Here is a 23,414-nt window from a genome sequence, read left to right as displayed (position 1 = left end):
AGAACACCTCGGGCTGGTCAACGGCCGCCGCACACCCCAGATCAGCTGCCCCGGGACAGGGCTAAACCCCCAGCAATCGCGGACCGAGCCGGGCACCACGTCGTCCTCCGTCGGCGACCCCACCGGCCAGATGCCCACTCGCGACGAACTCAAGGTCGGCTTCGTGGCCGGTACGGTCACCCCGGGAGCCCTGGTGCGGGCCTGCCTCGGCGGCGGCTGCGCCGTGCGCGCGGTCGGAGGGGTCAGGGGCGCCAGTAAGGGTCGCAGCGCAGGTCCTTGAGGTTGCCGTCGTCGAGGCAGACGTACACGCGCGCGGCTCCGCCAGGGACATCGGCCGGAACGGGGAAGGCGAAGTCCTCGGTTGTGCCGCAAGCCGTGTCAGACGGGGCGGAGCCGGCCGAGCCCAGCAGCGTGCCGTTGGCGTCGTAGGTGTACGCCCAGGTGCGACGGCAGTAGGCCGGGCCGGCCGAGCTCACCGACTTGTGCGTCCCCTTCACCACGACCGACCGGTTGTACCAGGTGATCGTGCCCTTCGTCCACGTGTTCCCGACCGCGATGGGGCCGTAAGGGGTGACGGGGTAGGCGGCGACCTGCGCGCTGGCGGCGGGAGCGCCCAGCAAGGTGCCGGCGGTCAGTACAACGGAACCGAGCGCGGCGGCGAGATGGCGTTGCATGCGAACTCCAGGATGGGTGTGAGGTAGTCGAAGTGGGTCGGTTGCGGCTCACATCCTGGCGGGCGGGCCGACTGTGGCCCACCTGTTAAGTCACGGCTTAAAGGTGGGCTATGACGGTAAGTCATGAGGGCAGGTGTGGCGCCTTGCACGCCTCGCACGCCTCGTCACCGGAGTTCGATGGCGCCCTCGGGGGGTCACCCCTGCGGCAGGGTGTCGGGCCGTAACAGGGACAGGCCCAGCGGGGTGATGAGGTGCAGCACGGAGCCGCCTCGGCGGCTGGTGGTGATGAGGCCTGTGTTCCGGAGCACGGTCGCGTGCTGGCTGGCCGCCGCGGCCGTGACGTTGAGGCGGCGGGCCAGCTCGGTCGTCGTGCTGCCTTCCGCTGTCGCATGCAGGGCGGCAGCTCGCGTGCGGCCGAGCAGGGACTCCAGGTTCCGCAGGGCGGAGGCGTCCGCTTCCGCCGGTTCGGTGCCGGTCAGCGGGCGGCGGAGGGCCGGCACGGTCAGCCGGGGTGGCTGGGTGGTATCGAGCGGGTCCCACAGGAGGCTCACCGGATGCTTCGAGAAGATCGTGGGGGTGATGATCAGCCCCCTTCCCTGGAGACGTACCTCGACCCGGCGCGGGTAGGGGGCTTCGAGCACCGGCGGACGCCATCGGACGAGGGGTGCGCCGATCGATCGCAGTAGTAGGTCGATGCCGCCCTCCAACACGAGGTTCGCGCCGCGGGTGGACAGTGCGACCAGTTCCGCTTGCCCTTGCCGCCAGTACGGTTCCACAGTCAGCCGATGGCAGGCGCGTACGGCCTCGGCCAGCTCCCGCCGTGCGTCACGGTCGCCCTCGGACACCCGCCTGGCCCACGGCAGGTGTCCGGGGTGGAATTCGAGTCCCTCGAACTCGCGTCGCAGCCGGGACACCGGGGCGTGCAGCAGGTTGTCCACGGCGTGGTCCACGGAGGGCACATCACCCATCAAAGCGAACAGATCGAGCCCGGGACCGCGCACCGGAACCAGGGAGGTCAGGGGGCGCGTGTCCGCTCCCATCCGGCCGGCGACCGCTGACCGCCATGCGCTCAAATGAAGGAGGTCCCGCTTTTCCCTCAGCATCTCCAGGCTGCCGTAGATCTCCGCTGCGACACCGATCGTCGCCGCCACCCGTGTCCGGGCAAGGTCTTCCGCCGTGAAGTGAATGCGTAACACCGACCAACCCCCGCTACCTGAGTAGAGCGCCCCAGCGCACCCCCAGCATGCCCCGACCCGCCGCGCCCGATCCGGCATTCAGGCGGAGACGGTCGGCGGCGGTGGGGTCCAGCGGCTCTTGGGCGGCACCGTCGTGCTGACCCCGAAGTCGCTCTTGAGCTGTTCGGGGATGGCGTAGTGCATGACGCGGCCGCGGGTCAGCGAGGACAGTTCGAGGACGCTCGTCAGGTGCCCGATCCGGTCCAGGGCCCAGGCGGCCAGCGGAGAGTGGTCCTCGATGGTCTCCAGTACCCCCAGCAGGGCAGGAGCGGTCTTGACGACGGCGTCCCAGGACGTGCGGGGGACCTGGAGCCAGTCGGCGCAGGTGTCTCCGATGAGGTAGCGGATCAGGGCGGAGACGACCGGGTCGAAGAAGGTGCCGGGCACGACGTCCTCGTAGAGGTCGATGAGCTGGCGCGTGAGCTGGGCGCCCTCCTCGCTGGGACCCATGTGGCGGGTCATGTAGAGGTCGGAGAACGCGCGGGCTTCCTGGAGGTTCTGCGGGACGTGGTCCTGGTCGACGCCGAGGATGGCGCCGACCACCTTCCAGGCGTAGTAGTACGCGTCGGCGCCTTCGTTGCTCATGTGGATGCCGAGGCGGTGCAGGGCGTCGAGGACCTGGATGGAGAACATCATCTGCCCGCCGATCATGTCCTCCTGGCAGATCGGCGTGCCGAGCGCGGCGGTGTCCCAGCGGTCCTCGCGCTTGAGGTGGTGGCGGATGGAGGCGTGCAGGAGGCGCACCTTCTGGGCTGCGGGCAGGAAGCGGCTGCCCGCTTCGAACGCGTCGGGCCGCATGAGGTAGACGGTGAACTGGCCCGTCTCGGCCATCCGCTTGGAGGGGTACTTCAACGAGTGGGTGGCCGACAGCAGTCGGGCGACGTGCGGCACCACGTAGCAGGCGGGCATCGAGGCGAAGGACAGGGCCGTGGAGATGTGCACGTTGTTGTCGATGAAGAACAGGCGGGCCCGCTCCATCTCGCCCCAGTCCACCCAGTCCGGCGGTGAACCGGTGGCGTGCAGGTACTCGCGGGCGACGTCGGGCAGGCCTTCGGGAAGGTCCTGGCCGACGGTGGAGACGTAGCGCATGAGGGTGTTGAACTTTCGGACCTCCCCGCGCTCGAACAGGGCCGCCACGGTGGCGTCGGCGAGTTCGTCCCCTCGGGTGCGCAGGGCGTCCATGGCTGCCGGGGTGTAGGTCATGTGCTGCTCCGGGGGACGAGGATGGGGGTGGGGGTGGGGGTGGGCGTGGGGGTCAGCGGGTTCGGGTGGTCGCGTGCGTCGCGAGTGCCGTCAGGGCCCGGTGGGCCTCGCTGGTCAGGTCGGCCGCGGCCAGGGCTTCGTGCGCTTGGCGGAGCCGGACGGTGATCATGTCTTCGACGCGGGTGACGGCTCCGGTGCGGTGGGCGATGCGGCGGACGCGTTCCACCTGCCGCTCGGTGAGGTCCGTCCGGCCGAGCAGCTGGTGCAGCTCGGCGTGTTCCGTCTTCGTGGCGCGGGCGAGTGCGTACGCCATCAACGCGGTGGGACGGTTCGAGGCGAGGTCGTCGGCCGGGTCCTTGCCGGTCTGCTCGCGGTCGCCGAACAGGCCCAGCAGGTCGTCGCGCAGTTGGAAGGCCTCGCCCAGCGGCAGCCCGTAGTCGCTGTACGCCCGGAGCAGGGCGGGTGGGGCGCCTGCGAGGAGGCCGCCGATCTGCAGGGGGTGTTCGACGGTGTACTTGGCGGTCTTGTAGCGGATCACCTTCACCGAGGCGTCCGGATCCGGTGCGCAGCCGGTGCGTATGACCTCCAGGCACTCCCCCGCCACCAGTTCGCGGGCCAGTACGGCCCACAGCGGCCGGGCCCTGCTGAGGAAGGCGCCGGGGAGCCCGGAGGTGGTGAACAGCTGGCCGGCCATCGACAGCAACAGGTCGCCCACCAGCATGGCCAGGGTCCGGGCGCCGGCCTTGGGTCGGGTGGTGAGGGTTTCCCGTAAGGCGATGTGCGCGGTGGGGCGGCCGTGCCGGGTGCGGCTGTGGTCGATCAGGTCGTCGTGGACGACGGCGGCCGCGTGGACGAGTTCGATCGCGCCGGCGGCGCGCACCAGTGCGTCGTTGTCGGGCTGGCCGGTCCCGCGCCAGCCCCAGTAGCAGAACGCGGCCCGGAGGCGTTTGCCGTACCCGGTGGCGGAGTGGAGCTGCTCCGCGACCGGCGCGAGGCTGGGGTCGATGGCGGTCAGGGCCTGTGCTTCCGCGGTGACGAAGGCGCTGAGGACCTGGTCGACGCGCTCCTTGAGCAGGGCGTGCTCTTCTCGTTCACTCACGGCCGTTCTCCGCCCGACGGCGTTCGGCGACCGCGCGGGCCAGGACCTCCAGGTGGGCCGGTGCCGCTGCCGCGTGCCGGTCGAGGAGCAGGCGGCCGCGGGCCTTGGTCTCCTCCTGGCCGTCGGCCAGCAGCTCCCCCAGGTCGGCTCTGCGCAGCAGACCGCTGACTCCCCCCACCGCGCTGCTCAGTCCGCTGAACGCCAGGTCGGCGAGGCCTGCCACCAGTGCCACGGCGTCCTCGGCGAGGCCCGGGCCCCGTTCGGTGTGTGTCACAGCATGTCTCCTCTGCGGGGCACGGCTCGTCCCGGCGCGGGCCCCGACGGCAGAGGAGGAGCAGGGGCGGTCCTGCCGCGCCGCCACCCCGGCTGCCGGAACCCGACTCGGCAAGTGTCGGGGGCGACGCCGCGCGCCCCGCCGAAAACGGGCAGCCGTCACCCGTACGGGGGGGCGTGCGCCCCTCGTACCGGAGGTGCCGGGGGCGCACGCTCCCGTACCGAGAGTGCCGCGATCGGCGTCAGCGGGTGGCGGAACCGCTCGTCACGGTCGCCCAGTTGCCTGCCTTCACCGTGTACACCGTCAGCCGCCGGTTGAGCGTGTCGCCGTTCGCGTCGAAGGCGACGCGGCCCGTGACGCCGTCGAAGGACAGGCCCGACACGGCCGGCGCCAGTTTCGCCCGGGCGTCGCCCGGGAGCGTGCCGCCGTTGGCCGTGACGACGGCCTTCACCGCTTCGATGAGGGTCCAGGTCGCGTCGTACGCGTAGGGGCCGTACCAGCCGGCAGCTTCCGGGTACCCGGCCTTCCCGTACCGGGCGAGGAAGTCCGGCCCCCCGGGCGACTCCTCGGCGGGTGCGCCGATGTTCGTGGCGAGGTCGCCCTCGGCCTTCGGGTTCGCCGGCAGGTACTGCTGGTCGAAGATGCCGTCGCCGCCCATCAGGGGCGCGGTGACCGCCGCCTCCTTGAGCTGCTGGGAGAGCGGCGCCGCGGTGTCGTAGTAGCCGCCGAAGTAGACGGCGTCGGCGCCGGAGGACCGCACCCGTTCGGCGAGGCCCGCGAAGGCGCGCTCGGCCGGGTCGACCTGCTCGGTGCCGACGACGGTACCGCCGAGCTTCGTGAACTCGGCGGTGAGGCCCGAGGTGAGGGAGGTGCCGTGGGCGCTCGCGTCGTCCACCACGTAGACCTTGGTCTTCTTGGCCTTGCCGTGCAGGTAGCGGGCGGCGAACGGCCCCTGGTCGACGTCCGTGGCGATGGTGCGGAAGTAGGTGGAGTACGGGCGGGATGTGGTGCCCGACGCCCAGTCGGGGCCGAGCGTCAGAACGGGGTCGGTGTTGCCAGGTGACACGTTTGCCATGCCGGCCCGCGCGAGCGGGGGCACCAGTGTCTTGGCGACGACGGAGTTGAGGGGTCCCACGACCCCCAGCACTTTCTCGTCGTCGATGAACTGTGCCGCGTTGGGCGCGCCCTTGGCGGGGTCGGCCGCGTCGTCGAGTGCCTTGATCTCGAAGTTCACGCCGGGGACGTGGCGGGATTCGTTGGCGGTCCTGACCGCCAGGTCGGCGGCGTTCTTGACGCCGGCGCCCATCGAGGACAGCCCGCCGCTGAGCGGTGCGTCCACCCCGATCACCACGGTGACGGAGGCCGGCGCGCCGTTTCCGGCCGGCCTGTCGCCGCCGCCGCCGGGTTCGTCGTTGTCCCGGGTGAGGGACCATGTCAGGACGGAGCCCGTGGCGAGCGTGGCCAGCGCCGCGCCCAGGATCAGGGAGCGCCGGCCGAGGTCCCGCCGCCGGGCGGGCGTCCGTGCGCCGGGCTCCAGCTCGGCCGTCGGACCGAGCGTGACCGGGTCCTCGGCCCGCGGTACGGGCGCGGGCGGGGTGGTCGGGCGGTCCGGTACGGGCGCGGGCGGGGTGGTCGGCCGGTCCGGTACGGGTCCGCGCGGGGTGTCGGGGCTCGACCTCGGGTCCAGGACCGTCGGGGTCTGCGGGGACGGCACCGTCGGGGGTTCCTGCTCCGACTGCGGTTGCGGCTCCGTCGGCGCCGAGGCGTGCTCGGCCGCCGCGTCGGGTGCCGGTGCGGGGGTCGCCCTCGGGTCGGGTACGGGTGCGGGTACGGGAGGGAGGGCGTTCCCGGTGCCGCTGTCGGGCGCGGGGTCCCGCCCCGTCCCGCGCCCGGTGGCTGCGTCGGCCAGGGGCGGCAAGGACCGCAGCGCCGCCGCCAGCATCTCGGCCGCTTCCGCGGCGCCCATGCGCCGCGCCGGGTCCTTGGTGAGGAGCGCGTCCAGTACGGGTGCCAGCGGGCCGGCGTGGACCGGCGGCCGGTGCGGTCGGGTGAACACGGCCACCGCGAGGGCGTGGAGGCCCTCCGCGTCGAACGGCGGGCGCCCCTCGACGGCGTGGTAGAGGGTGGCGCCGAGCGCCCACAGGTCGTTGGCGGGGGTCGGGCGCTTGCCCTCCAGCTGCTCCGGCGGCATGTACTGCGGTGTGCCGATGACGATTCCGCTGTGGCTCAGCTTGGTCGTGGCGTCCGCGAGGTGGGCGATGCCGAAGTCGGTGAGGACGACGCGGTCCTTGGTCAGGAGCACGTTGTCCGGCTTGATGTCGCGGTGGATGATCCGTGCCGCGTGTGCCTCGGTCAGCGCGTCGAGCACGGCCGCGCCGATCTCGGCCACCCGCCGCGCAGGCAGCCGGCCCCGGTCGCGGATGGCGGCGGCCAGGGACTGGCCTCGGATCAGCTCCATGACGATGACGGGAGCGCCGTGGTGGTCCACGACGTCGTGGATGGTGATGATCCCGGGGTGGCTGAGAGTGACCGCCGCGCGGGCCTCGCCGGTGAACCGCCGCAGCAGCGCGGCGCGGTCGCCGTCGTCCATCCCGGGCGGGAAGAGAATCTCCTTGACGGCGACCTCACGTCCGAAAAGGTGCTGGTCGAGGCCACGCCAGACCCGGCCCATACCGCCCTGGCCGATGCGTTCGACGAGCTGGTACCGGCCGGCGATGAGTTCGGGATTCTGCTCGGTCACGCGCACACTCTAGTAGTGCCGTGTTGGCTGACGCAGGGGGGTTGCCAGGACCCCGCCCGGCCGCCGCGGCGCCCGCCGCGCCCGCGCGGTCGGAACCGCTCAGCGGCGCCGGGGCCGCGCCTGCACCGCGGCGCAGGGGCCGTGCGCCTACGGGACCGGGTCAGCGGGTGCGGCGGATGCGGATGGGGCCGTGGGCCTGTTGCGGGTTCACGGGGCGGCCGGCCTGGGTGATCTCGACCTCGCCCGCCGCGACCAGCCGCCGGGCCGCGCGCCGGGTCGGTTCCATGAGGGCGCGCCAGCCGTCGCCGTGCCCCGCGTACGCCGCCCGCGCGGCGTCGGAGGGGCAGATCGTCGCGGTGGGTCCTCGACGCTCCAGCAGTTCCAGGATCACGCGCTCCAGGCGCCGCTCGGTCCGCTCCGCGTTGTCGGTCACTCCTCCAGTGTCACACCGGCGACGGCGGCAGCCAGGTCGGCGGGCACCTTCCCGCCCAATGGCTCAAGGCGGGTCCCCCGTGCGAGGGCGAGCGAACGATCCGCTGTTCCCGACCGCCGGCGGCCCCGGCAGGATCACGGCGCGCCCGCCGCCCCGCACACGCACGCCCGCCCCGCTTTCGGAGGTACGCAGCTGTGGTCCTCGTCATCGTCGTCGCCGTTCTCGCACTCCTCGCCGGACTCGCCGCCAACCGCTACCTCCGTCCCCGTCTGCTCAGCGAGGACGACGACACCGGCATGGCGGTCAAGGACCTCGTCGGCCCCCTGCTCACCCTCACCGTCCTCCTGCTGGCCTTCGTCCTGGTCACCGCCAACGGCTCCTACGGCAAGGCCGAGGTCGCCTCCCGCGGCGAGGCCCGCGCCCTGGACCAGCTCGTGGAGAGCGCCGAGTAGGCGCCCGAGACCCAGCGGACGCAGATCCAGGCCTCCGCCGTCTGCTACGCCCGCGCCGTACGCACCCAGGAATGGCCCGCCATGGCGGACGGCACGGGCTCCGCCGCTCCCAGCGTGTGGTCGACGGACTTCCGGCGGACCTTCCGCACCCTGGAGGGCAAACCGGCCTGCGGCATGCTCGTCGCCGCCGGCAACAAACGCTCCGAGGAACGCGAGGAACGCCTCACCCAGTCAACCGCCAGCATCCCCAGCGCCATCCTCTGGTTCCTGCTCGCCATCCTCGTCATCACCGTGATGGCCCTCGGCATCTGCATCCCCCGCAGGAACAACCGCGGCCAGCTCATCACCCTCACCGTGATCACCGCGCTGCTCACCGCGACGCTCTGCATCATCCGCGACGTCGACCGGCCCTTCGGCGGCGTCATCAACGTCCACCCCACCGCCATCGCCGAAGCCGAACGCCAGGCCACCCGTGACGTCCTCGCCCACCACGCGGCCGCCGACCTGCCGCGCGACGGGGACGGCGACCGCCGTCCCGCCTGACCCGGCCCCCGGGCGTCCCGGCCGGGCCCGGGCAGCCGCGGGGCCTCGGGACGCGTACGCCGCGCCCGGCTGCGGCCCGGGCCTCAGAGGGCGGCGCCCCCTTCGGCGGCCGGGCCGGCGGACGCGCGGGCCTCGGCTCCCAGGGACCGTACGGCGGCCAGCAGTTGGGCGTTCGTGGCGCCCTTGACGAGGTATCCCGCGACACCGGCCGCGGCCATCTCGGTGCGGGGGCCCTGGTCGCCGTACGCGGAGAACGCCAGGACGCGTACACCGGGGACGGCGCTGATGATCTGCTGGGCCGCGTACGGGCCGCCGCCGGGGAAGCGTACGTCGAGCACCACGACGTGCGGCCGTCGGACGGTGGCGAGCCGGATCGCCTCGTCGGCGTCGGCCGCGCCGCCGGCCAGGGTGAGGTCGGGCTGGGCCTCGATGACCTCCGACAGGGCCGCGCGCAGCATGTCGTTGTCGTCGCAGATCAGGACCCGCACACGGCCTTGGGGGACGTGCGGGGCGTCGGCCGGGGTCACGACGGCTCCGCAGGAGCGGTACGGGAGTCGAAGCTCATGACCGGTGCGCCGGGCATCGGCTCGTCCAGCACACCGGACGGCAGGTCGGGGACCCAGAACTCCACGGTGCTGCCCGTGCCGGGCTCGCTGCGCAGCGTCCACCAGCCGCCCGCGGTCTCGGTCCGCTCGCGCATCTCCATCAGCCCGAAGTGCTCGTGCACCCTGCGGGTGACCGCGGGGAGTCCGGTGCCGTCGTCGGCGACCCGGACCAGCAGGCCGCGGCTCTCGCTCGTGACGCTGACCCGTACGCCGCGGGCTCTGGCGTGCTTGCGCACGTTGAGCAGTGCCTCCTGCACGACGCGGAAGATGGTGATCGCGGTCTCGGGCGCCGGTTCCTGGACGAGGTTGTGTTCGAGGCGGGACTCAAGTCCCCAGTCCCCGGTCACGACGTCGGCGAGGTGCTGGGACAGCGCCTCGACCAGTCCGTGCCGGTCGATACCGGGCGGCTGGAGGCGGAAGGTGAGGTTGCGCAGGCGGCCGACCGCCTCCCGTACGGAGGTGTCGAGCCGGGCGATCTCGCTCGCGAGGGGCCCGTCCGCCCGGTCGGCGAGGAGCTGCAGCCGCATGCCGACGGCGACCATGGCCTGGATGGAGTCGTCGTGGACGTCCCAGGCGATGCGGCGCCGTTCCAGCTCTTGCGCCTGCACCATGTGGGCGAACAGGCGGCGGCGTTCGCTGAGGGCCTGCTCGGCGGCGCGCCGCTCGGTCATGTCCCGGGTGACCTTGCCGAAGCCGCGCAGTTCGCCGCTCTCGTCGAAGAGGGGGGTGATCACGACGTTGGCCCAGAAGCGGGTGCCGTCCTTGCGGATGCGCCAGCCCTCGTCCTCCAGTCGGCCGTCGGCGATGGCGGCCTCCAGTTCGAGATGGGGTTTGCGGGCGGCGATGTCCTCGGGCGGGTAGAAGACCGAGAAGTGCTTGCCGATGATGTCCGCGGCCCGGAAGCCCTTGATCCGTTCGGCGCCGGCGTTCCAGCTGGACACGTGGCCCTCGGGGTCGAGCATGAAGATGCCGTAGTCGAGGACGCTCGTGACCAGGAGGGTGAACGCCGTCTCCGTCGGGGCGAGGGTGCCGCCGCCCTCGACGGGGTCGCTCCCGGTCACCGGAGGAGGCCCTTGCGGCGGGCCACCGCGACGGCTTCCAGCTGGGAGCGGGCGCCGAGTTTCTCCAGGACCCGCTGGATGTGGTTCCGGGCGGTGTTGAGGGCGACTCCCAGGCAGCGGCCGATCTCGGCGGCCCCCAGGCCGTCGCCGAGCAGCTCCAGGGTCTGGCGCTCGCGCGGGGTGAGGGCGCCTCGGCCGGTGTCCGTGTCGGTGCCCCGGCCGGTGCCCGTGTCGGTGTCGGTGCCCCGGTCGGCTGCCCGGCCGGCCGCACGGTCCGACGTCGCGCCGGGCGCCGCTTCGGGCGATCCCTCACCGGCGCCCGGCAGGCCGGCACCGATCAGGCCTCCGCCCGCGTCCGGCTGGCCCTCGCGGAAGGCGACTTCGCCCGCCGCCACCAGGCGTACGCCGTTGCGCAGTTCGGCCAGGTTGCCGGCCTTGAGGATGAGGCCCGATCCGCCGGCCCCGGCGACGCGTGCGGCCAGCGCCGGCGTCCCCTCGCCGGTCAGTACCAGCACCCTGGTCCCGGGGGCCGCCGCCTTGAGCCGGGTGATGGCGGCGATGCCGTCGCCGTCGGGGAGCCGCCGGTCCAGTACCACCACGTCGGGGCGCAGCCGGGCGGCGTCGGTCAGCGCGTCCTTGACGGACAGGCTGCGGCCGACCACGTCCAGGTCGTCGCTGCGGTCGAGGGCGAGCCGGATGGCCTCGGCCACCATGTCGTGGTCCTCGACGAGCAGGATGGTGATGCGCGCGGCGGCGAGGGCCGGCGCGGTGGCCGGTGGGGCCTGCGGGGGTGAAGGCATCAGGCCGTCCTCGGTGGTAGACGCGGCACGCTCTCGGCGAACAGCTCGGTGACGCCTGCGAGGGCGAAGAGCCGGGCCACCTGCCCGTCGGCGCCCTCGACGCGCAGGTCGGCGCCGATCCTATCGGTTGCGGCCTTGGCCTCCAGCAGTACGTTGAGCCCCGCGCAGTCGCAGAAGCGCAGGTCCCGGAGATCGAGCACCAGGCGGTCACAGCGCCGTGCGAGGCAGTCGGCGAGGGCGACGCGCAGTCGCGCGATGGCTTCCAGGTCGAGGGCGCCGACGAGTCGCAGGCGGACGGTGTCGGCGTCGATCGCGGGGCCGACCTGGAACGCCGGGCCGGTCACCGTGCGTCTTCCCTCATGCGGCGACCCCCGGGCTGGGTAGTGAGCACCAGGCAAGAGTAGTGAATCTGCACTAGAAAGGAACCCGTTGTGCGGAACGGATCACCACGTGCACGTCCAAACCTGCCCATAAGGACAGGACGGCAAGGGATACGAACCTGCGGATGGCGCGCGTCGGCTGGGTACCCTGCTGCCTGGGGGCGCAGTCGACCGACGGGCGCCCCGGTGGCACGAAGGGGTCACGGGCAGCGGTGAGGCGCCCGGACAGTGAGGCACTCAGCCGAAGTGGAGAGGGAGTGGGGATGGAGCTCCCGCCGGCCACCCCGCACGACGCCCGCCCTGTGCAGGTGTGCGTGGACTTCAGCGGAGCGCCCGGCTGCATCGCAGCGGCCCGGGACGCCGCCGACGATTTTCTCCGCCACCACGTCCCGACCGCCCCGCAGGCTCGCCACACCTTTCACGACGACGTCCTGCTGGTCGTATCCGAACTGGTGACCAATGCCGTCCGCCACGCGCCCGGGCCCGCCGTCCTGGAGCTCGGCCTGCTCCCCCGCGGGGTCGGCATCACCGTGCGGGACACGAGCCCCCGCCTGCCGTACTCCAGGCCGCCCGACCGGACCGGCGGACGCGGCTGGTCCATCGTCCAGAGCCTCGCCCGCCTGGTGCGGGTGGTCCCCCGCCGCGACGGGAAGTCCGTCCACGCGGAGCTCGACTGGTAGTCCCCGCCGCACACGCCGCGGGGGAAGACGGCGAACCACCTTCCCCCGCGCGTCCGCGTACGCGGGCCGAGGCCCCTCGTACGGTGTCAGCGGCGTCGGGCGCGTCCGCTCCAGCCGCTGCCGATTCCGGCCACGTGGAGGGCCAGCACCATCAGGCCCAAGATCATGAAATTGCCGGACGAGAACACGTGGTTCGTCGAGATCTCCGCCGCGTTGATCAAGAACGCGATGAAGAACAGCACGGCGGCCGCTATACCCAGCATCACTGCTCCTTCCAGAAGGTAAGAGCCGTATGCCCCCGCAACCCGGGCCCACGCAGCCCTTTCCCGCACCCCCGACCGTCGCGGCGGCTCTCGACTCACCGGCACCGTCCACGGGGGGCCGGGGAGGTTCCCCTTCGATCCTGTGGAACGCCGGTCGCGGGGTGCGGGGAGGTGCCACTCTGGGCGGATGGCCTTACAGATCTCGTACCGGGGCTTGCGGCTCGGCGCGGACCTCGACATCACCGTGTACTGGTTCCCCCGGGAGCCCGAGCTGCCGGCCGACCACGTCCAGGACGCACTGGGCGCCGGGCACACGTCGATGCCCCGTCATGTGGACGTGGACGGCACGCCCGAGGAGATCGCCGCCTGGTCCGCAGCCGCCGCGCTCCTCGTTCAGCGGATCGCCGCGGAGCAGAGGGAGCTGAAGAAGGCGCAGCGGCGTATCCGGCGGTGGGACCTGCCGATGACACACCGCCGGACGCGGATGCGGTACGACGCGGCCGACGCCTCCTTCGAAGAGCGGGTACGGCCCGCGGTGGAGGCCTACCAGCCGGTCCGGGACGCCGTCGAAGCGCGCCTCGCGGAGCGGGAGGCCCGTACGCGGGAGAAGCGGAGGCGTGCCTACCAGGAGGCTGAGCGGCAGCGGATGGCTGTCCGGGCCCGGTTCCGGGAGTGGGAGCAGCGGCAGCAGGTGGCCGACCAGCCGCTGTCCGGAGGCCTCAGCCCCCGCCGGATGGCAGCGCGTGGTGACGAGCCCGCGACCTGGCCCCCCGAGGTGCACGCGGCGGTGGGCGATCCCGCCGTGTGGTGGGACGGCGTACGCGCGTCGGAGCGCAACAGGCAGGCGCGTGCACGGGCCGTGCGGGAAGTCATCGAGGCTGTCACCGCGACGGCCGCGGCGCTGGAGGAGGCGGGCCGGCCCGGCGCCGGAGCCGTCAGGGGGAAGCCCGTGGAGGTGCTCCGCGGTTGGCGGATCCGCTTCGACTGGTCGGACCTGCCCTCCACCGCCCGGCTCCGGACGCCGCCGGACGTACCGCCGGGCTGCGTCGACGAGAACAGCTGGCACTACTACCTGTCGCTGCCCTCCGACACGATCTTCACCGTGGACCCGCGCGGCGCGTTCGGCTTCGCCTCGGAACTCAAGATCATGCGGCCCCCGGGGGGCTACGGCTACACGTACGAGTGGGCCAAGCCGAGCACGGAGCAGTTCGCGGAGAGGCTGCTCGACTTCAAGATCATCGCCTCCCGCCCGCTCGGCGGCGGCCGCGACCACCTGACCTTCCCGATGACGGACCACGCGGATCCCGACGCCTACGTGCCGTATGTCGAGGCTGTGGCTGAGCGCGCGGCGGCCCACTTCCACGCCCTGGTCCCGGGGCGGCCGTAGGGGATCCCGGGTTCGGGGCCGCGGCCGGGGACCGGCCGCGGAGGGTCAGACCAGTCCCGAGCGGCGGGCGACCTCCTCGTAGCTCTTCATCCGCTGGTGCGCTCCGGATCCCAGCGCGTCGATCACGCCTGCCACCAGGGCTTCGACGACGGCGAGGGTGGGGACGAGGCTGTCGTAGGGCGACAGGGTGCCGACCTGGCTGGGCAGGACGACGTCGGCGTGGGTCGCGGCGGGTGAGAGCCAGGGGTCGGTGAAGACGATCACCTTGCCGGCGTTCTCGCGGACGAGCTGGGCGATGGCCGTCTTGTCGTCCTCGTAGCGGCGGTAGTCGAACAGGACCACCACGTCGCGCTTGGTGAGTTGGGCCAGGGCGGCGGTGCGTTCGACCGGGCGGTCGGGCAGGACGCGGACGTCCTGGCGCAGCTGCATCAGGTGCAGGCCGAGGTACTGGGCCAGCAGGTGCGTGAAGCGGCCGCCGACGAGGGTGATGTGCCGTTTGCGGTCCGCGAGGAGCGTCACCGCGCGTTCGAAGTCGTGGGGCGGTATCTCGGCGCAGGTCTGCACGAGGGCGGGTGGCAGTACGGCACGTGCCCGCTCCAGGGCGCCGGGACGGCTGCCGTCCCGCGCTTCGCCGTCGCGGGCGAAGTCGGTGCTCTCGTACAGGGTGAGGGGGGAGGCGTTGCGGGCGTCGAGTTCGGTGCGCAGGGCGGCTTGCAGTTCGGGGAAGCCCCGGTAGCCGAGGCGGGCGGCGAAGCGCAGCACGGTGGGGGCGGAGACCGCGGCGCGTTCGGCGATGGTGGCGACGGTCTCGAACACGGCGGAGGGGTATCCGGCGAGGAGCACGCGGGCGACCTTGCGCTCGGCGGGGCTGAGGGTGCCGAGTCTGTTGCGGATGTCGTCGGCGAGGGTGCTGCTCATCGGTTGGGGAGTCCTTCCTGGTGGTGCGGACCGCACCCGCCGAGCTTAGTGCGCCGGCCCGGCGGATGCGGTGTCCCGGCGGGCCGCCGCCCGCCGGGAGCCCTGCGGGGTGTTACCGGGCGGCGACGGAGATGTCGAGTCCCGTGATGGTGGCCGGGGTGCGGCCGTCGGTGGTCCAGGTCGCGTACGGGCCGGCCTTGGTGAGGGTGACGGTGAAGCGGGGCGCGGTTTCGTGGGTGGTGGCGGTGGCGGTCCGCTGGGCGCGGGTCGCCGCGAGGGCGCGGGCGGTACCGAGCAGGGAGTAGGCGTGGCCCTCGGGATGGTCGGCCGAGTGGAAGACGTCCGCGTTGGCGGGTACGGGGGTCCACCCGAGTGCGTGCAGGCGGCGCTTGCCGGCGCCGGGGTGGATGGTCCAGGTGTGGGCGCTGTAGCGGTCGCCGTCGGTGAGGTGGTGGTAGCGGGCGCCGTGCAGCGACCAACCCTGGGGCGTTGTCTGGGTGCGGGCTCGGCGCAGGTCGATGATGGTGACGCCGTTGTCGCCGCGGACCGTGATGTGTTCGGTCGCGGTGCCGGGGCGGTCGACGATGAGGGCGGTGTTCTCCTGCAGCCCGTACACGCGGTCGTGGCCGGTGTCGGCGGCCAGGCGCAGGGCTCGCCCTTCGCGTCCGTAGGCGCCGGTGTGGGTGTCGATGAGTCCCGAGGTGAGGAAGCCGAAACCGCCGGCGGGCAGGTAGCCCAGGCGGGCGGGGTCGTCGAAGTAGCCGGGGGTGCTTCCGTCGCGCAGTCCCCGGTAGGAGTCCCCGCCGGTGACCATGTCGCGGCCCGCGGCGATCTGGGCGCCGGCGGAGGAGCCGGCGACGACGGCTCCGGAGGCGAGCTTGGCGCGTATCGCAGCCAGGGCCTTGGAGTCGGTGTGCCGCTCGCCGTTCAGGAGGGTGGTGATGTAGCGGTACTGGTCGCCGCCGCCGAAGAAGAAGCCCGTCATGCCGGCGATTCGGGCCACGACCTCCCCGGAGTCGGCGGCGGCGATGTGGTCCAGGTCGATGGGAATCCATTGGGCGTCGGCGGCCCCGTGCTGCTTGAAGAGGTCCGCGTAGTAGGCGCCGTTGCACGCGGAGTTGCTGCAGAGCCGGGGGTCGTCGGCGTGGGGGTCCTGGCTGGCCGGGACGGAGGCCGCCGTGATGACGCCGATGCGTGCGCCGGGGCCTCCGGCGCGCTTGATGATCTCGCCGTACACGGCGGTGTTGTCCGCCTTGAGGCCGCCGCCGACCAGTACCAGGGAGCCGTTGGTGGGGGGCTCGGGGTGGTGGGCGGCGTGGGTGAGGGGGGTGGCGGTCAGGGCCAGGACGAGGCCGGCGGCACCGGCCGCGAGAACGGCGCGTCGGGGCGGGGTGGCGGGGTGGCGCACGAGGTCCTCCTGCGGGTCAGGGCTGGGGGGTGGGAGCGGGGTTGCGGTCGTCGGCGAGGGAGACGATCAGCGAGGCGAGCAGTGCGATGCGCGGGGCGATGGAGTCGGTGTCCAGCCATTCCTCGGGGGTGTGGTCGGCTCCGCCGACGGGGCCGAGGCCGTCGAGCACGGGTACGCCCGCGCCGGCGATGGTGTTGGCGTCGCCGACGCCGCCGGTGGCCGTCGCTCCGAAGTGCAGGCCGAGCTTGCGGCCCTCGGCGCGGGCGAGATCGAACATGCGGTGGCTCGCGGGGGTGTCCTCCATGGGCGGGCACAGGTCGAGTTGCTGGACGTGGGTTGTGGTGCCGGGTACGTCGGTGCGGCCGGCCAGCTCGTGGATGGCGGAGCGGACGCGCCGCACCGTTGCGGCGGTGGCGGCGCGGACCTCGACGTGGAGTTCGGCCCGCGGGGGCACGATGTTGGCCCGGGTGCCGGCGCGGACGATGCCGACGTTGACGGTGGCGTCGTCCCACTGCCCGTTGAGTGCTTGGAGGCCGAGGGTGAGGTGGGCGGCGGCCAGGGCGGCGTGGGCGCCTCGTTCGGGTTCGATGCCGGCGTGGGCGGCGCGTCCGGTGACGGTGATGAGGAAGTCGGCGACGCCTTTGCGTGCGATGACGAGGTCGCCGTTCTCGCGGGCGCACTCCAGGGCCAGGGCGTAGTGCATGCCCCGGGCGGTCTGCCGGGTGGTCTCGCTGCTGCCGGGAGAGCCGATCTCCTCGTCGGGCGTGGCGAGGAACACCAGTTCGGCGTACTGGTGGAAGCCGGCTTCTTCGAGGATCTCCAGGGCGGTGAGGCCGGCGAGGAGGCCGCCCTTGTCGTCGCTGACGCCTGGTCCGTGGGCCAGTGATCCGGCCAGGGTGAAGGGCCGGGCCGCGGCGGTGCCGTCGTCGAACACGGTGTCCATGTGGCCGGCGAGGAGGATGCGCCGCCCTCCTGCGGAGGCGGGCAGGGTCCCTTGTTTGCGGGCGACGAGTACGTCGCCGAGGGGGCGGCCGCGGTGTTCTCGCAGTGCGGTGCGCTCGGTGGTGAAGCCGATCCGTCGCAGGCGGGCCTGCAGCCATGCGGCGACGCGGTCGATGCCGTCGGGGCTGTAGGAGCCGGAGTCGATGGCGACGAGGGCGCTGAGGTCTGCCAGGTATTCGGCGTGGCGGGCGTCGGCCCTGCTGCGCAGCGTGTGCGCGTGCAGCTGCCTGCCGAGGGCGGCGGTCACAGGACCGCGGAGAGGAACGCGCGGGTGCGTTCCTGCTCGGGCTCGACGAGGACGCGGCGGGGGTCGCCCGCTTCGACGACGACTCCCTCGTCCATGAAGACGGCGGTGTCGGCGACTTCGCGGGCGAACCCGATCTCGTGGGTGACGACGATCATCGTCATGCCTTCGGCCGCCAGGGTGCGCATGACGTCGAGGACGTCGCCGACCAGTTCGGGGTCGAGTGCGGAGGTGGGCTCGTCGAACAGCATCAGTTTGGGTTTCATGGCCAGGGCGCGGGCGATGGCCACGCGCTGCTGCTGTCCGCCGGAGAGCTGGGCGGGGTAGTGGTCGGCGCGGTCGCCGAGCCCGACCTGTTCAAGGAGGCGGTGCGCTTCGTGCGCGGCCTGCGCGCGGGGGGTGCCGGCGACGTTGACGGGTGCTTCGGTGATGTTCTGCAGCGCGGTCATGTGGGGGAAGAGGTTGAAGCGCTGGAAGACCATGCCGATGTCGCGCCGCCGCTGGGCGATCTCGCGTTCGCGCAGCTCGTGCAGTCTGTGCCCGTGGCGGCGGTAGCCGACGAGGTCGCCGTCGACGGTGAGTGTGCCCCCGTTGATGCGTTCCAGGTGGTTGATGCAGCGCAGGAAGGTGGACTTGCCGGATCCGGAGGGGCCCAGCAAACAGCAGACCTGCCCGCGTTCGACGGTGAGGTCGATGCCCTTGAGTACGTCGAGCTTGCCGTAGTTCTTGGTGACGCCTTCGGCCCGCACCATGGGTGTGGTCATCGGCCGGCCTCCTTCCGGGTGCGGCGGGTCAGCGCGGTGCTCGCGCCGCCGAGCATGCGCCGCATGACGGGGGCGCTCCCGGCGCGGGAGGTGCCGCGGCCGTAACGGCGCTCCAGCCATGCCTGCGGGACGCTGAGCAGGGAGACGAGGGCCAGGTACCAGAGGCTGGCGACGACGAGCATCGGGATGACCTGGTAGTTCTGGGCGTAGACCTCTTGGATGTTGGACATGAGGTCGTGGGCGCCGATGACGGAGACGAGGGCGGTCATCTTGAGCATGTTGATGGTCTCGTTGCCCATGGGCGGGATGATGACGCGCATGGCCTGGGGGAGGACGATCCGCCGGGTGGTCAGGGCGGGGCGCATGCCGAGCGAGTGGGCCGCCTCGGTCTGACCCGGGTCGACGGACTGGATGCCGGCGCGGACGACCTCCGAGGCGTACGCGGCTTCGTTGAGGCCGAGGGCGAGGAGGGCGGCGACAGCGGGGGTCAGGACGCTGTTGGTGTCCCACGAGGCGAAGGTGATGCCGGTGAACGGCACACCGATCTTTATCTGGGAGTAGAGGGCGGCGGCGTATCCCCAGAAGATGATCTGGACCAGGAGCGGGGTTCCGCGGAAGGCCCAGACGAACAGGGAGGACATCCCGTAGAGGATGGGGCTGCTGGAGAGCCGCATGACGGCGATGACGGTGCCCAGCCCCAGGCCCAGGGCCATGGCCGCGGCGGTCAGCCACAGGGTGGTGGCCAGGCCTTCGAAGATGAGGTCGGCGAAGAGGTAGTTCCCGACCACCTCCCAGCGCAGGTTGTCGTTCTTGGCGAGTGACCCGGTCAGCCCGACCAGGGCGGCGATCGCGGCGGCGGCGGCGAACCAGCGGCCGTAGTGGCGCAGCGGTACGACGTCGAGGCTCGCGGGGGAGCCGGGCGGGCCGTGCGGGTCCGGCTTCATGTCCGCGGGGGCGAGGAGGACCATGGCTCAGTTCACCGACGCGTTCTTGGTGGCTTCCTTCAGCGCGATGGAGGCGACGCCGTAGGTGTCGCAGATCTTTTCGAGGGTGCCGTCGTCGATGAGCTGCTGGAGTGCCTTCTGGATGGCGTCGGTCAGTTCGGGCAGCTTCTTGGAGACGGCGATGCCGTTCGGGGAGGCGTTGTAGCCGCCGAGCGCCGCGGGGTCGTCGACCAGGTCGAACGCCGCGCCGTCGTCCGCGGTTTTCGCCGTCCAGCCGGCGGCGGGCTTGGTCAGGACGTCCGCGACGACCTTTCCGGCGCGCAGGGCGAGTTGGGCGTCGGAGTCCTTGGGGAAGGTCTGGATGGCGATCTCGCCCCTGCCCATGTACGTGCACCGGCTCTGGTGGGCCTTGAGCAGGTCGAGCTGGTTGGTGGCGGCCTGGACGCCCACCGGCTTGCCGCACAGGTCGTCCAGGGTGGCGATCTTCGCGGGGTTGCCCTCGGCGACCATGATGCCGGAGCCGGACTGCGAGTAGTCGACGAAGTCGACGACTTTCTGCCGCTCCGCGTTGTCGGTGATGGCGGACATCGCCACGTCGAACTTGCCCGCCTGGATGGCGGGCACGATGCCGTCGAACTTCTGCGGGGTGAAGGCGAACCTCACCCCCAGCTTGGCTCCCAGCGCTTGGCCGAGGTCGTAGTCGACGCCGGTGAGCGCGCTCTCGCCCTCCTTGACGAACATCTCGAAGGGCGCGTACGGCACATCGGTCGCCACCCGCACCGTCCCCGCCTTCCTGATCGCGGCGGGCAGGGCGTCGTGGAGCGCGGGGTCCTTGCTGATCGCCACGCCGGCGATCTTCATCTCGCCCCCGCCTCCGCCCGCGGCGGTCGGGGCGGCGTTCGGGTCCGCGCAGGCCGTGAGGGCGGCCAGCGCGGTAGCCGCACCGAGGAGCGCCGTCAGGGGGCGGGCGTAGTGAGCGTTCATCGGTTTGAAGCCTCTCCGGTCGGGCCGACGGAAGTGTTCGCCGTCGTCTACAGACAGGGAAGTTACAGATGTCTTCAAAGCTTGGCTAGATGTATCGCCTGTTACGTTCATGTAACGAGCACAGCGGGGCGGTGCGCCCCTCGCTCAGCCCCTGCCCAAGCCCCATGTATGCGCCGACGGCCGCGTGATTCACACGGTTTCCGTCTTACATCTACCGCTGGGATTGCGTGGCTTGTACGTTCCGCTAGCATGCCGCCGCGGCTGTGGAAGCTCGCCAGCCACAGCCGTTTCCCCCGCGGCGCTGTCACCTCCCGCCCGTCGGCGGGCCCTCTCCCCGATCTCCGGAGACCCCCATGAGAACCAGAACTCCACGCCTGGGTACGGCTTGTGCCGCCCTCGCGCTGCTCACGCTCGCCGCCACCGTCTACTCGACCGGCCCCGCCGAGGCGGCCGCCACACGCGTCCGCCTGGGCAGCGCCTCCGACGTGAGCCGCACCTCCTGGCAGGGCCCCGCGTACACCATGAACGGTGACGGCAAGATCCTCACCGCCCCGATGGCGCGCGCCATCGACGCCATTCGCGGAGGCACCGGCAGCCTGGACGTCGTCGTCCTCGGCGGCTCGGCGCCCACCTCGGGGAGCAAGACCCCCGAGTGCGACACCGTAATCGCCCTGACGGGTGTCAACTCCTGTACCACCTGGACCCTGACCGCCGCCCGAGACGGTGACAACGCCCAGGTCAACACGGACATACGCAATGCCGAGTTCGTCTTCTTCGCCGGCGGCGACCAGTGCCGCTACGCCGCGTGGAAGGGCACCGCACTGGAGTCGTCGGTGGAGTCCGTCGTCGCCAAGGGCGGCGGCTCGGGCGGCGGCAGCGCCGGCCACCACATCAACAGCCCGGTCGTCTACGACGCCTGCAACGGCAGCGTCACCAGCCCGGAGGCCCTCGCCGACCCCTACGACAGCTACATCTCCCTCACCACCGGCATGTTCGAGTGGGCCGACTACAGCGGCGTCATCAACGACTCGCACTTCGTCGCCCGCGACCGCATGGGCCGCACCATGGCGTTCATCGCCCGGGCCGTCAAGGACGGGCGGACCGCCGGCGGCAAGGCCTGGGGCGTCGGGGTGGACGAGGGCAGCTCGCTGTTCCTCGACAGCTCCGGACTGGCCACGCTCTACGGCAAGGGCGCCTACGTCGTCCTCGGCGACCACCAGCCCGAAGAGGCCGCCGCGGGCAAGCCGCTGACCTTCTCCGACTACAAGATCTGGCACCTGACCGCCGGCCAGACATACGACTTCGGGAACCGTCCCACCTGCGGCTACTACCTGCGCAGCGTCACCAACGGCGTCGCCGACCCCGACCTCTACAACGGGACGCCGCGCACCGACTGCGGCACACCGCCCAGCGGGAGCACCCTCGCCGAGAGCGAGGCGAACGACACCCGTGCCACGGCCGACGACGCCACCGCCCTCACTCCCCCGTCCAGCCTCACCGGCAGCATGAAGTCCACCACCGACCGGGACTACTTCCGTATCTCCCTCGCCTCGAACCAGAGGCTCAGCGTCCGGTGCGCGGTCCCCGACGCCTACGACGCCGACCTCTACCTGCTCGACGCGACCGGCAGCACCCTCGTACGGTCGGTCAACGACGGCGCCGGAACCGACGAGGCCGTGGCCTTCACCCGCACCGCCGGCGGCGCCGGCACCTACTACGTCAGCGTCGAGGCCTACAGCGGCTCGGGCGCCTCGGCCTACAGCTGCGCCATGGCCACAGCCTGACATGACACCGGGCCGGTGCGGCACAGGTTCGGCGTCCGACCGCGGTCACAGCGCCCCGCCTGTGCCGTTCCGGCGCGGCCCGGGACGTGCTCGGGGCGTCAGACGCCCCGCGAGGCTGCGGCGGTCGGGCCGGAGGGACTGGTCCGTGGGCGTGCCGGTCAGAGGTGGTTGACGGTGGCCGCGCGATCCGACCAGAGCCAGTTCACGGGCTCGTACTGCTTCTTCAGTACGGTGCGCTCGCGCCCGTAGCCCTTCAGGGCGGTCTCCACCGCCGGCCCCAGGTCGTCCAGGTCCTGCGGTACCGGTACCCGCAGCAGCAGGTGCTGCTTGCGGTGTGCGAGGAGCAGCTCCCCGGCAGGGGTGCACTCCAGCAGGGCGAAGTGGACGAGGGGCTTGAATGGCTTCTCCGCGGTGGACATCCGGGCGCGGAGCACTCCGTCAGCGCTCCACGCGTACAGGCCGTAGCGGTTGAGGTGGAAGGCGCGGGCACGGTGCGGGTCGGCGACCACGGTGAAGTCGAAGCCGGTGAACGGGCTGTCCTCGCGCAGGTGCAGGCCTCCCAGCCGGCCCCGCAGCATTCCGCGGTCGTCGACGAGGGCGAAGCTGAACTCCTGCCCCCGGTTGCTCGAACGGTAGGTCTTCCCGAAGACGGGGACGACGAACAGGTCCTCGCCGAGCGCTGCCGGGCGGGTCATCGTGGAGTCGAGGTAACCGTGGAGGCTGCCACTGGTGCCGGTGAGCTCCGACAAGGCCTCGGTCAACGACGGCGAGGGCCGGTTGTCCCGCCCCACCGGCCCATCGCCGTACCGCACGTGCGCGTACGAGTCGGCGTCGCTCTGGCGGCCGGTGCGCGCGTCCAGGGTCGCGATGGCGCGCAGCAGGGGCTTGGGGCCCGGGCCGAGGGCGCTGCCTGGTTCGGAGACGGCGACCGTGTTGGCGTGGGCGCCGGCCCAGTTGCTGAGCCCGTACTCGGAGGTCATGCACAGCAGCCGGCCCGCGGGGGTGACTGCGATCGACGCGGCGAACGGGTCCTCCCCGGGGGCCTGCCTGTTGTCCCAGCCCCAGGACATCGGCCAGGAGGCGAGGACCTCGTCCAGTTCCGCGGACAGGAGGTGGGTGCTACCGGGTGGGGAGCTGACGGCGACCGCGCCGTCCGGGAGGACGGCCAGGGTGGTGCCGTCCCGCTCCGGTACGGCTGTCGGGCCGCCGCCCGGCGCCGCCTGTCCGAACACGGCGGTGGCGGTGGGTTTTCCGTCGGCGCCGTGGCGGGTGATCAACTGGTAGCCGAAATTCTGTTCGGCGGGGTCGGCCGAGCCGGCCGCGTGCCCGCGGTAGCGGCGCAGGCCGGTCAGCACGTAGGTGTCGCCGGCCGTCGTCGCCACCGCGTGATCGACCCTGAATCCCCATCCGCCGGCTTCGGGGTCGAGACGGTGGGCGTCCAGCAGGGACGCGGGCGCGGTGATCGGCAGCAGGTTCATACCGGCATCCTCTCTCCTGGCACCGACAACTCCCGCCGCGACGGCCGGGACTGGCGTGG

24 protein-coding genes are annotated in these 23,414 nt (G+C 72.2%); 5 read left to right on the top strand and 19 right to left on the bottom strand.

Features of this window, described 5'->3' with window-relative positions:
• Nucleotides 1-242: 242 nt before the first annotated feature.
• The 7 genes from ACFWUQ_RS03230 to ACFWUQ_RS03200 all read right to left on the bottom strand — a co-directional run bounded on the left by ACFWUQ_RS03230 (nucleotide 243) and on the right by ACFWUQ_RS03200 (nucleotide 7,658).
• Nucleotides 243-674, bottom strand: coding sequence for a hypothetical protein (locus tag ACFWUQ_RS03230; protein ID WP_384531978.1), 432 nt, complete (start codon nucleotides 672-674; stop codon nucleotides 243-245).
• A 194-nt stretch (nucleotides 675-868) separates the two neighbouring features.
• Nucleotides 869-1,825, bottom strand: a complete 957-nt coding sequence (locus ACFWUQ_RS03225; RefSeq protein ID WP_384531977.1) for an ArsR/SmtB family transcription factor — start codon at nucleotides 1,823-1,825, stop codon at nucleotides 869-871.
• A gap of 123 nt (nucleotides 1,826-1,948) precedes the next feature.
• Nucleotides 1,949-3,112 carry an oxygenase MpaB family protein gene (locus tag ACFWUQ_RS03220; RefSeq protein WP_384531976.1) on the bottom strand — a complete coding sequence of 388 codons (1,164 nt, stop codon included), beginning with the start codon at nucleotides 3,110-3,112 and terminating at the stop codon, nucleotides 1,949-1,951.
• Between the two features lie 52 nt (nucleotides 3,113-3,164).
• Nucleotides 3,165-4,211, bottom strand: a complete 1,047-nt coding sequence (locus ACFWUQ_RS03215) for a polyprenyl synthetase family protein (protein WP_384531974.1) — start codon at nucleotides 4,209-4,211, stop codon at nucleotides 3,165-3,167.
• Entirely contained in the window at nucleotides 4,204-4,485 is a 282-nt protein-coding gene (locus ACFWUQ_RS03210; RefSeq protein ID WP_384531973.1) for a polyprenyl synthetase, read from the bottom strand. The genes ACFWUQ_RS03215 and ACFWUQ_RS03210 overlap by 8 nt, the downstream gene beginning before the upstream one ends.
• Nucleotides 4,486-4,726: 241 nt before the next feature.
• On the bottom strand, nucleotides 4,727-7,225 hold the full coding sequence (locus ACFWUQ_RS03205) for an ABC transporter substrate-binding protein (RefSeq protein ID WP_384531971.1): 2,499 nt from the start codon (nucleotides 7,223-7,225) through the stop codon (nucleotides 4,727-4,729).
• 160 nt (nucleotides 7,226-7,385) lie between these two features.
• On the bottom strand, nucleotides 7,386-7,658 hold the full coding sequence (locus ACFWUQ_RS03200; protein ID WP_384531970.1) for a DUF3253 domain-containing protein: 273 nt from the start codon (nucleotides 7,656-7,658) through the stop codon (nucleotides 7,386-7,388).
• Between the two features lie 194 nt (nucleotides 7,659-7,852).
• On the opposite strand from ACFWUQ_RS03200, the gene ACFWUQ_RS03195 reads away from it, so the two are divergent.
• Entirely contained in the window at nucleotides 7,853-8,110 is a 258-nt protein-coding gene (locus ACFWUQ_RS03195) for a hypothetical protein (RefSeq protein WP_384531968.1), read from the top strand.
• Nucleotides 8,111-8,191: 81 nt separating this feature from the next.
• On the top strand, nucleotides 8,192-8,653 hold the full coding sequence (locus tag ACFWUQ_RS03190) for a hypothetical protein (protein ID WP_384531967.1): 462 nt from the start codon (nucleotides 8,192-8,194) through the stop codon (nucleotides 8,651-8,653).
• An 83-nt stretch (nucleotides 8,654-8,736) separates the two neighbouring features.
• On the opposite strand, the gene ACFWUQ_RS03185 is transcribed toward ACFWUQ_RS03190, so the two are convergent.
• The 4 genes from ACFWUQ_RS03185 to ACFWUQ_RS03170 are packed head-to-tail and all read right to left on the bottom strand — an operon-like array spanning nucleotide 8,737 to nucleotide 11,463.
• Nucleotides 8,737-9,180, bottom strand: coding sequence for a response regulator transcription factor (locus ACFWUQ_RS03185; protein ID WP_384531966.1), 444 nt, complete (start codon nucleotides 9,178-9,180; stop codon nucleotides 8,737-8,739).
• On the bottom strand, nucleotides 9,177-10,319 hold the full coding sequence (locus ACFWUQ_RS03180) for a PAS domain S-box protein (RefSeq protein WP_384531965.1): 1,143 nt from the start codon (nucleotides 10,317-10,319) through the stop codon (nucleotides 9,177-9,179). Before ACFWUQ_RS03180 ends, ACFWUQ_RS03185 begins: the two co-directional genes overlap by 4 nt.
• Nucleotides 10,316-11,119 carry a response regulator gene (locus ACFWUQ_RS03175; protein WP_384531963.1) on the bottom strand — a complete coding sequence of 268 codons (804 nt, stop codon included), beginning with the start codon at nucleotides 11,117-11,119 and terminating at the stop codon, nucleotides 10,316-10,318. The genes ACFWUQ_RS03180 and ACFWUQ_RS03175 overlap by 4 nt, the downstream gene beginning before the upstream one ends.
• Nucleotides 11,119-11,463 (bottom strand): STAS domain-containing protein, encoded by a 345-nt coding sequence (locus tag ACFWUQ_RS03170; RefSeq protein WP_384531962.1) that lies wholly within the window; start codon nucleotides 11,461-11,463, stop codon nucleotides 11,119-11,121. The genes ACFWUQ_RS03175 and ACFWUQ_RS03170 overlap by 1 nt, the downstream gene beginning before the upstream one ends.
• Nucleotides 11,464-11,762: 299 nt before the next feature.
• Here ACFWUQ_RS03170 and ACFWUQ_RS03165 point away from each other — a divergent pair, with 299 nt between their 5' ends.
• A complete protein-coding gene (locus tag ACFWUQ_RS03165) occupies nucleotides 11,763-12,179 on the top strand; it encodes an ATP-binding protein (RefSeq protein ID WP_384531960.1) in 417 nt (138 codons plus the stop codon).
• An 86-nt stretch (nucleotides 12,180-12,265) separates the two neighbouring features.
• On the opposite strand, the gene ACFWUQ_RS03160 is transcribed toward ACFWUQ_RS03165, so the two are convergent.
• The gene (locus tag ACFWUQ_RS03160) at nucleotides 12,266-12,442 is read right to left on the bottom strand and encodes a hypothetical protein (RefSeq protein ID WP_384531959.1); all 177 of its coding nucleotides are present in this window, start codon (nucleotides 12,440-12,442) and stop codon (nucleotides 12,266-12,268) included.
• A gap of 187 nt (nucleotides 12,443-12,629) precedes the next feature.
• Between ACFWUQ_RS03160 and ACFWUQ_RS03155 the strand changes: the two genes are divergently transcribed.
• Entirely contained in the window at nucleotides 12,630-13,829 is a 1,200-nt protein-coding gene (locus ACFWUQ_RS03155) for a hypothetical protein (protein ID WP_384531958.1), read from the top strand.
• Nucleotides 13,830-13,874: 45 nt separating this feature from the next.
• On the opposite strand, the gene ACFWUQ_RS03150 is transcribed toward ACFWUQ_RS03155, so the two are convergent.
• From ACFWUQ_RS03150 to ACFWUQ_RS03125, 6 genes are all read right to left on the bottom strand, one after another.
• Nucleotides 13,875-14,747, bottom strand: a complete 873-nt coding sequence (locus ACFWUQ_RS03150; RefSeq protein WP_384531957.1) for a MurR/RpiR family transcriptional regulator — start codon at nucleotides 14,745-14,747, stop codon at nucleotides 13,875-13,877.
• Nucleotides 14,748-14,859: 112 nt separating this feature from the next.
• A complete protein-coding gene (locus tag ACFWUQ_RS03145) occupies nucleotides 14,860-16,155 on the bottom strand; it encodes a cyanophycinase (protein WP_384531955.1) in 1,296 nt (431 codons plus the stop codon).
• Nucleotides 16,156-16,171: 16 nt separating this feature from the next.
• Nucleotides 16,172-17,404 carry a M20 family metallopeptidase gene (locus tag ACFWUQ_RS03140; RefSeq protein WP_384531954.1) on the bottom strand — a complete coding sequence of 411 codons (1,233 nt, stop codon included), beginning with the start codon at nucleotides 17,402-17,404 and terminating at the stop codon, nucleotides 16,172-16,174.
• Nucleotides 17,401-18,153 (bottom strand): amino acid ABC transporter ATP-binding protein, encoded by a 753-nt coding sequence (locus ACFWUQ_RS03135; protein WP_384532149.1) that lies wholly within the window; start codon nucleotides 18,151-18,153, stop codon nucleotides 17,401-17,403. Before ACFWUQ_RS03135 ends, ACFWUQ_RS03140 begins: the two co-directional genes overlap by 4 nt.
• Nucleotides 18,154-18,161: 8 nt before the next feature.
• The gene (locus ACFWUQ_RS03130) at nucleotides 18,162-19,133 is read right to left on the bottom strand and encodes an amino acid ABC transporter permease (protein ID WP_384531953.1); all 972 of its coding nucleotides are present in this window, start codon (nucleotides 19,131-19,133) and stop codon (nucleotides 18,162-18,164) included.
• 3 nt (nucleotides 19,134-19,136) lie between these two features.
• Complete coding sequence (locus ACFWUQ_RS03125; RefSeq protein WP_384531952.1) at nucleotides 19,137-20,093, bottom strand: ABC transporter substrate-binding protein; 957 nt, start codon at nucleotides 20,091-20,093, stop codon at nucleotides 19,137-19,139.
• 353 nt (nucleotides 20,094-20,446) lie between these two features.
• Between ACFWUQ_RS03125 and ACFWUQ_RS03120 the strand changes: the two genes are divergently transcribed.
• On the top strand, nucleotides 20,447-21,877 hold the full coding sequence (locus ACFWUQ_RS03120; RefSeq protein ID WP_384531951.1) for a pre-peptidase C-terminal domain-containing protein: 1,431 nt from the start codon (nucleotides 20,447-20,449) through the stop codon (nucleotides 21,875-21,877).
• A gap of 158 nt (nucleotides 21,878-22,035) precedes the next feature.
• On the opposite strand, the gene ACFWUQ_RS03115 is transcribed toward ACFWUQ_RS03120, so the two are convergent.
• Nucleotides 22,036-23,355 carry a hypothetical protein gene (locus ACFWUQ_RS03115; protein ID WP_384531950.1) on the bottom strand — a complete coding sequence of 440 codons (1,320 nt, stop codon included), beginning with the start codon at nucleotides 23,353-23,355 and terminating at the stop codon, nucleotides 22,036-22,038.
• Between the last annotated feature and the right edge of the window lie 59 nt (nucleotides 23,356-23,414).

This window comes from Streptomyces sp. NPDC058662 (assembly GCF_042716255.1).
GTDB lineage: Bacteria > Actinomycetota > Actinomycetes > Streptomycetales > Streptomycetaceae > Streptomyces.
The sequence above is the reverse complement of the archived record's forward strand: the minus strand, read 5'-3'. Positions and strand labels throughout refer to the sequence as shown.

Excerpts from the sequence above, each read along its gene's own strand:
- ACFWUQ_RS03230 (WP_384531978.1), bottom strand. The coding sequence starts at position 674 with ATGCAACGCCATCTCGCCGCCGCGCTCGGTTCCGTTGTACTGACCGCC.
- ACFWUQ_RS03220 (WP_384531976.1), bottom strand. The coding sequence starts at position 3,112 with ATGACCTACACCCCGGCAGCCATGGACGCCCTGCGCACCCGAGGGGAC.
- ACFWUQ_RS03190 (WP_384531967.1), top strand. The coding sequence starts at position 8,192 with ATGGCGGACGGCACGGGCTCCGCCGCTCCCAGCGTGTGGTCGACGGAC.
- ACFWUQ_RS03175 (WP_384531963.1), bottom strand. The coding sequence starts at position 11,119 with ATGCCTTCACCCCCGCAGGCCCCACCGGCCACCGCGCCGGCCCTCGCC.
- ACFWUQ_RS03165 (WP_384531960.1), top strand. The coding sequence starts at position 11,763 with ATGGAGCTCCCGCCGGCCACCCCGCACGACGCCCGCCCTGTGCAGGTG.
- ACFWUQ_RS03160 (WP_384531959.1), bottom strand. The coding sequence starts at position 12,442 with ATGCTGGGTATAGCGGCCGCCGTGCTGTTCTTCATCGCGTTCTTGATC.
- ACFWUQ_RS03155 (WP_384531958.1), top strand. The coding sequence starts at position 12,630 with ATGGCCTTACAGATCTCGTACCGGGGCTTGCGGCTCGGCGCGGACCTC.
- ACFWUQ_RS03150 (WP_384531957.1), bottom strand. The coding sequence starts at position 14,747 with ATGAGCAGCACCCTCGCCGACGACATCCGCAACAGACTCGGCACCCTC.
- ACFWUQ_RS03135 (WP_384532149.1), bottom strand. The coding sequence starts at position 18,153 with ATGGTGCGGGCCGAAGGCGTCACCAAGAACTACGGCAAGCTCGACGTA.
- ACFWUQ_RS03130 (WP_384531953.1), bottom strand. The coding sequence starts at position 19,133 with ATGGTCCTCCTCGCCCCCGCGGACATGAAGCCGGACCCGCACGGCCCG.
- ACFWUQ_RS03125 (WP_384531952.1), bottom strand. The coding sequence starts at position 20,093 with ATGAACGCTCACTACGCCCGCCCCCTGACGGCGCTCCTCGGTGCGGCT.
- ACFWUQ_RS03120 (WP_384531951.1), top strand. The coding sequence starts at position 20,447 with ATGAGAACCAGAACTCCACGCCTGGGTACGGCTTGTGCCGCCCTCGCG.
- ACFWUQ_RS03115 (WP_384531950.1), bottom strand. The coding sequence starts at position 23,355 with ATGAACCTGCTGCCGATCACCGCGCCCGCGTCCCTGCTGGACGCCCAC.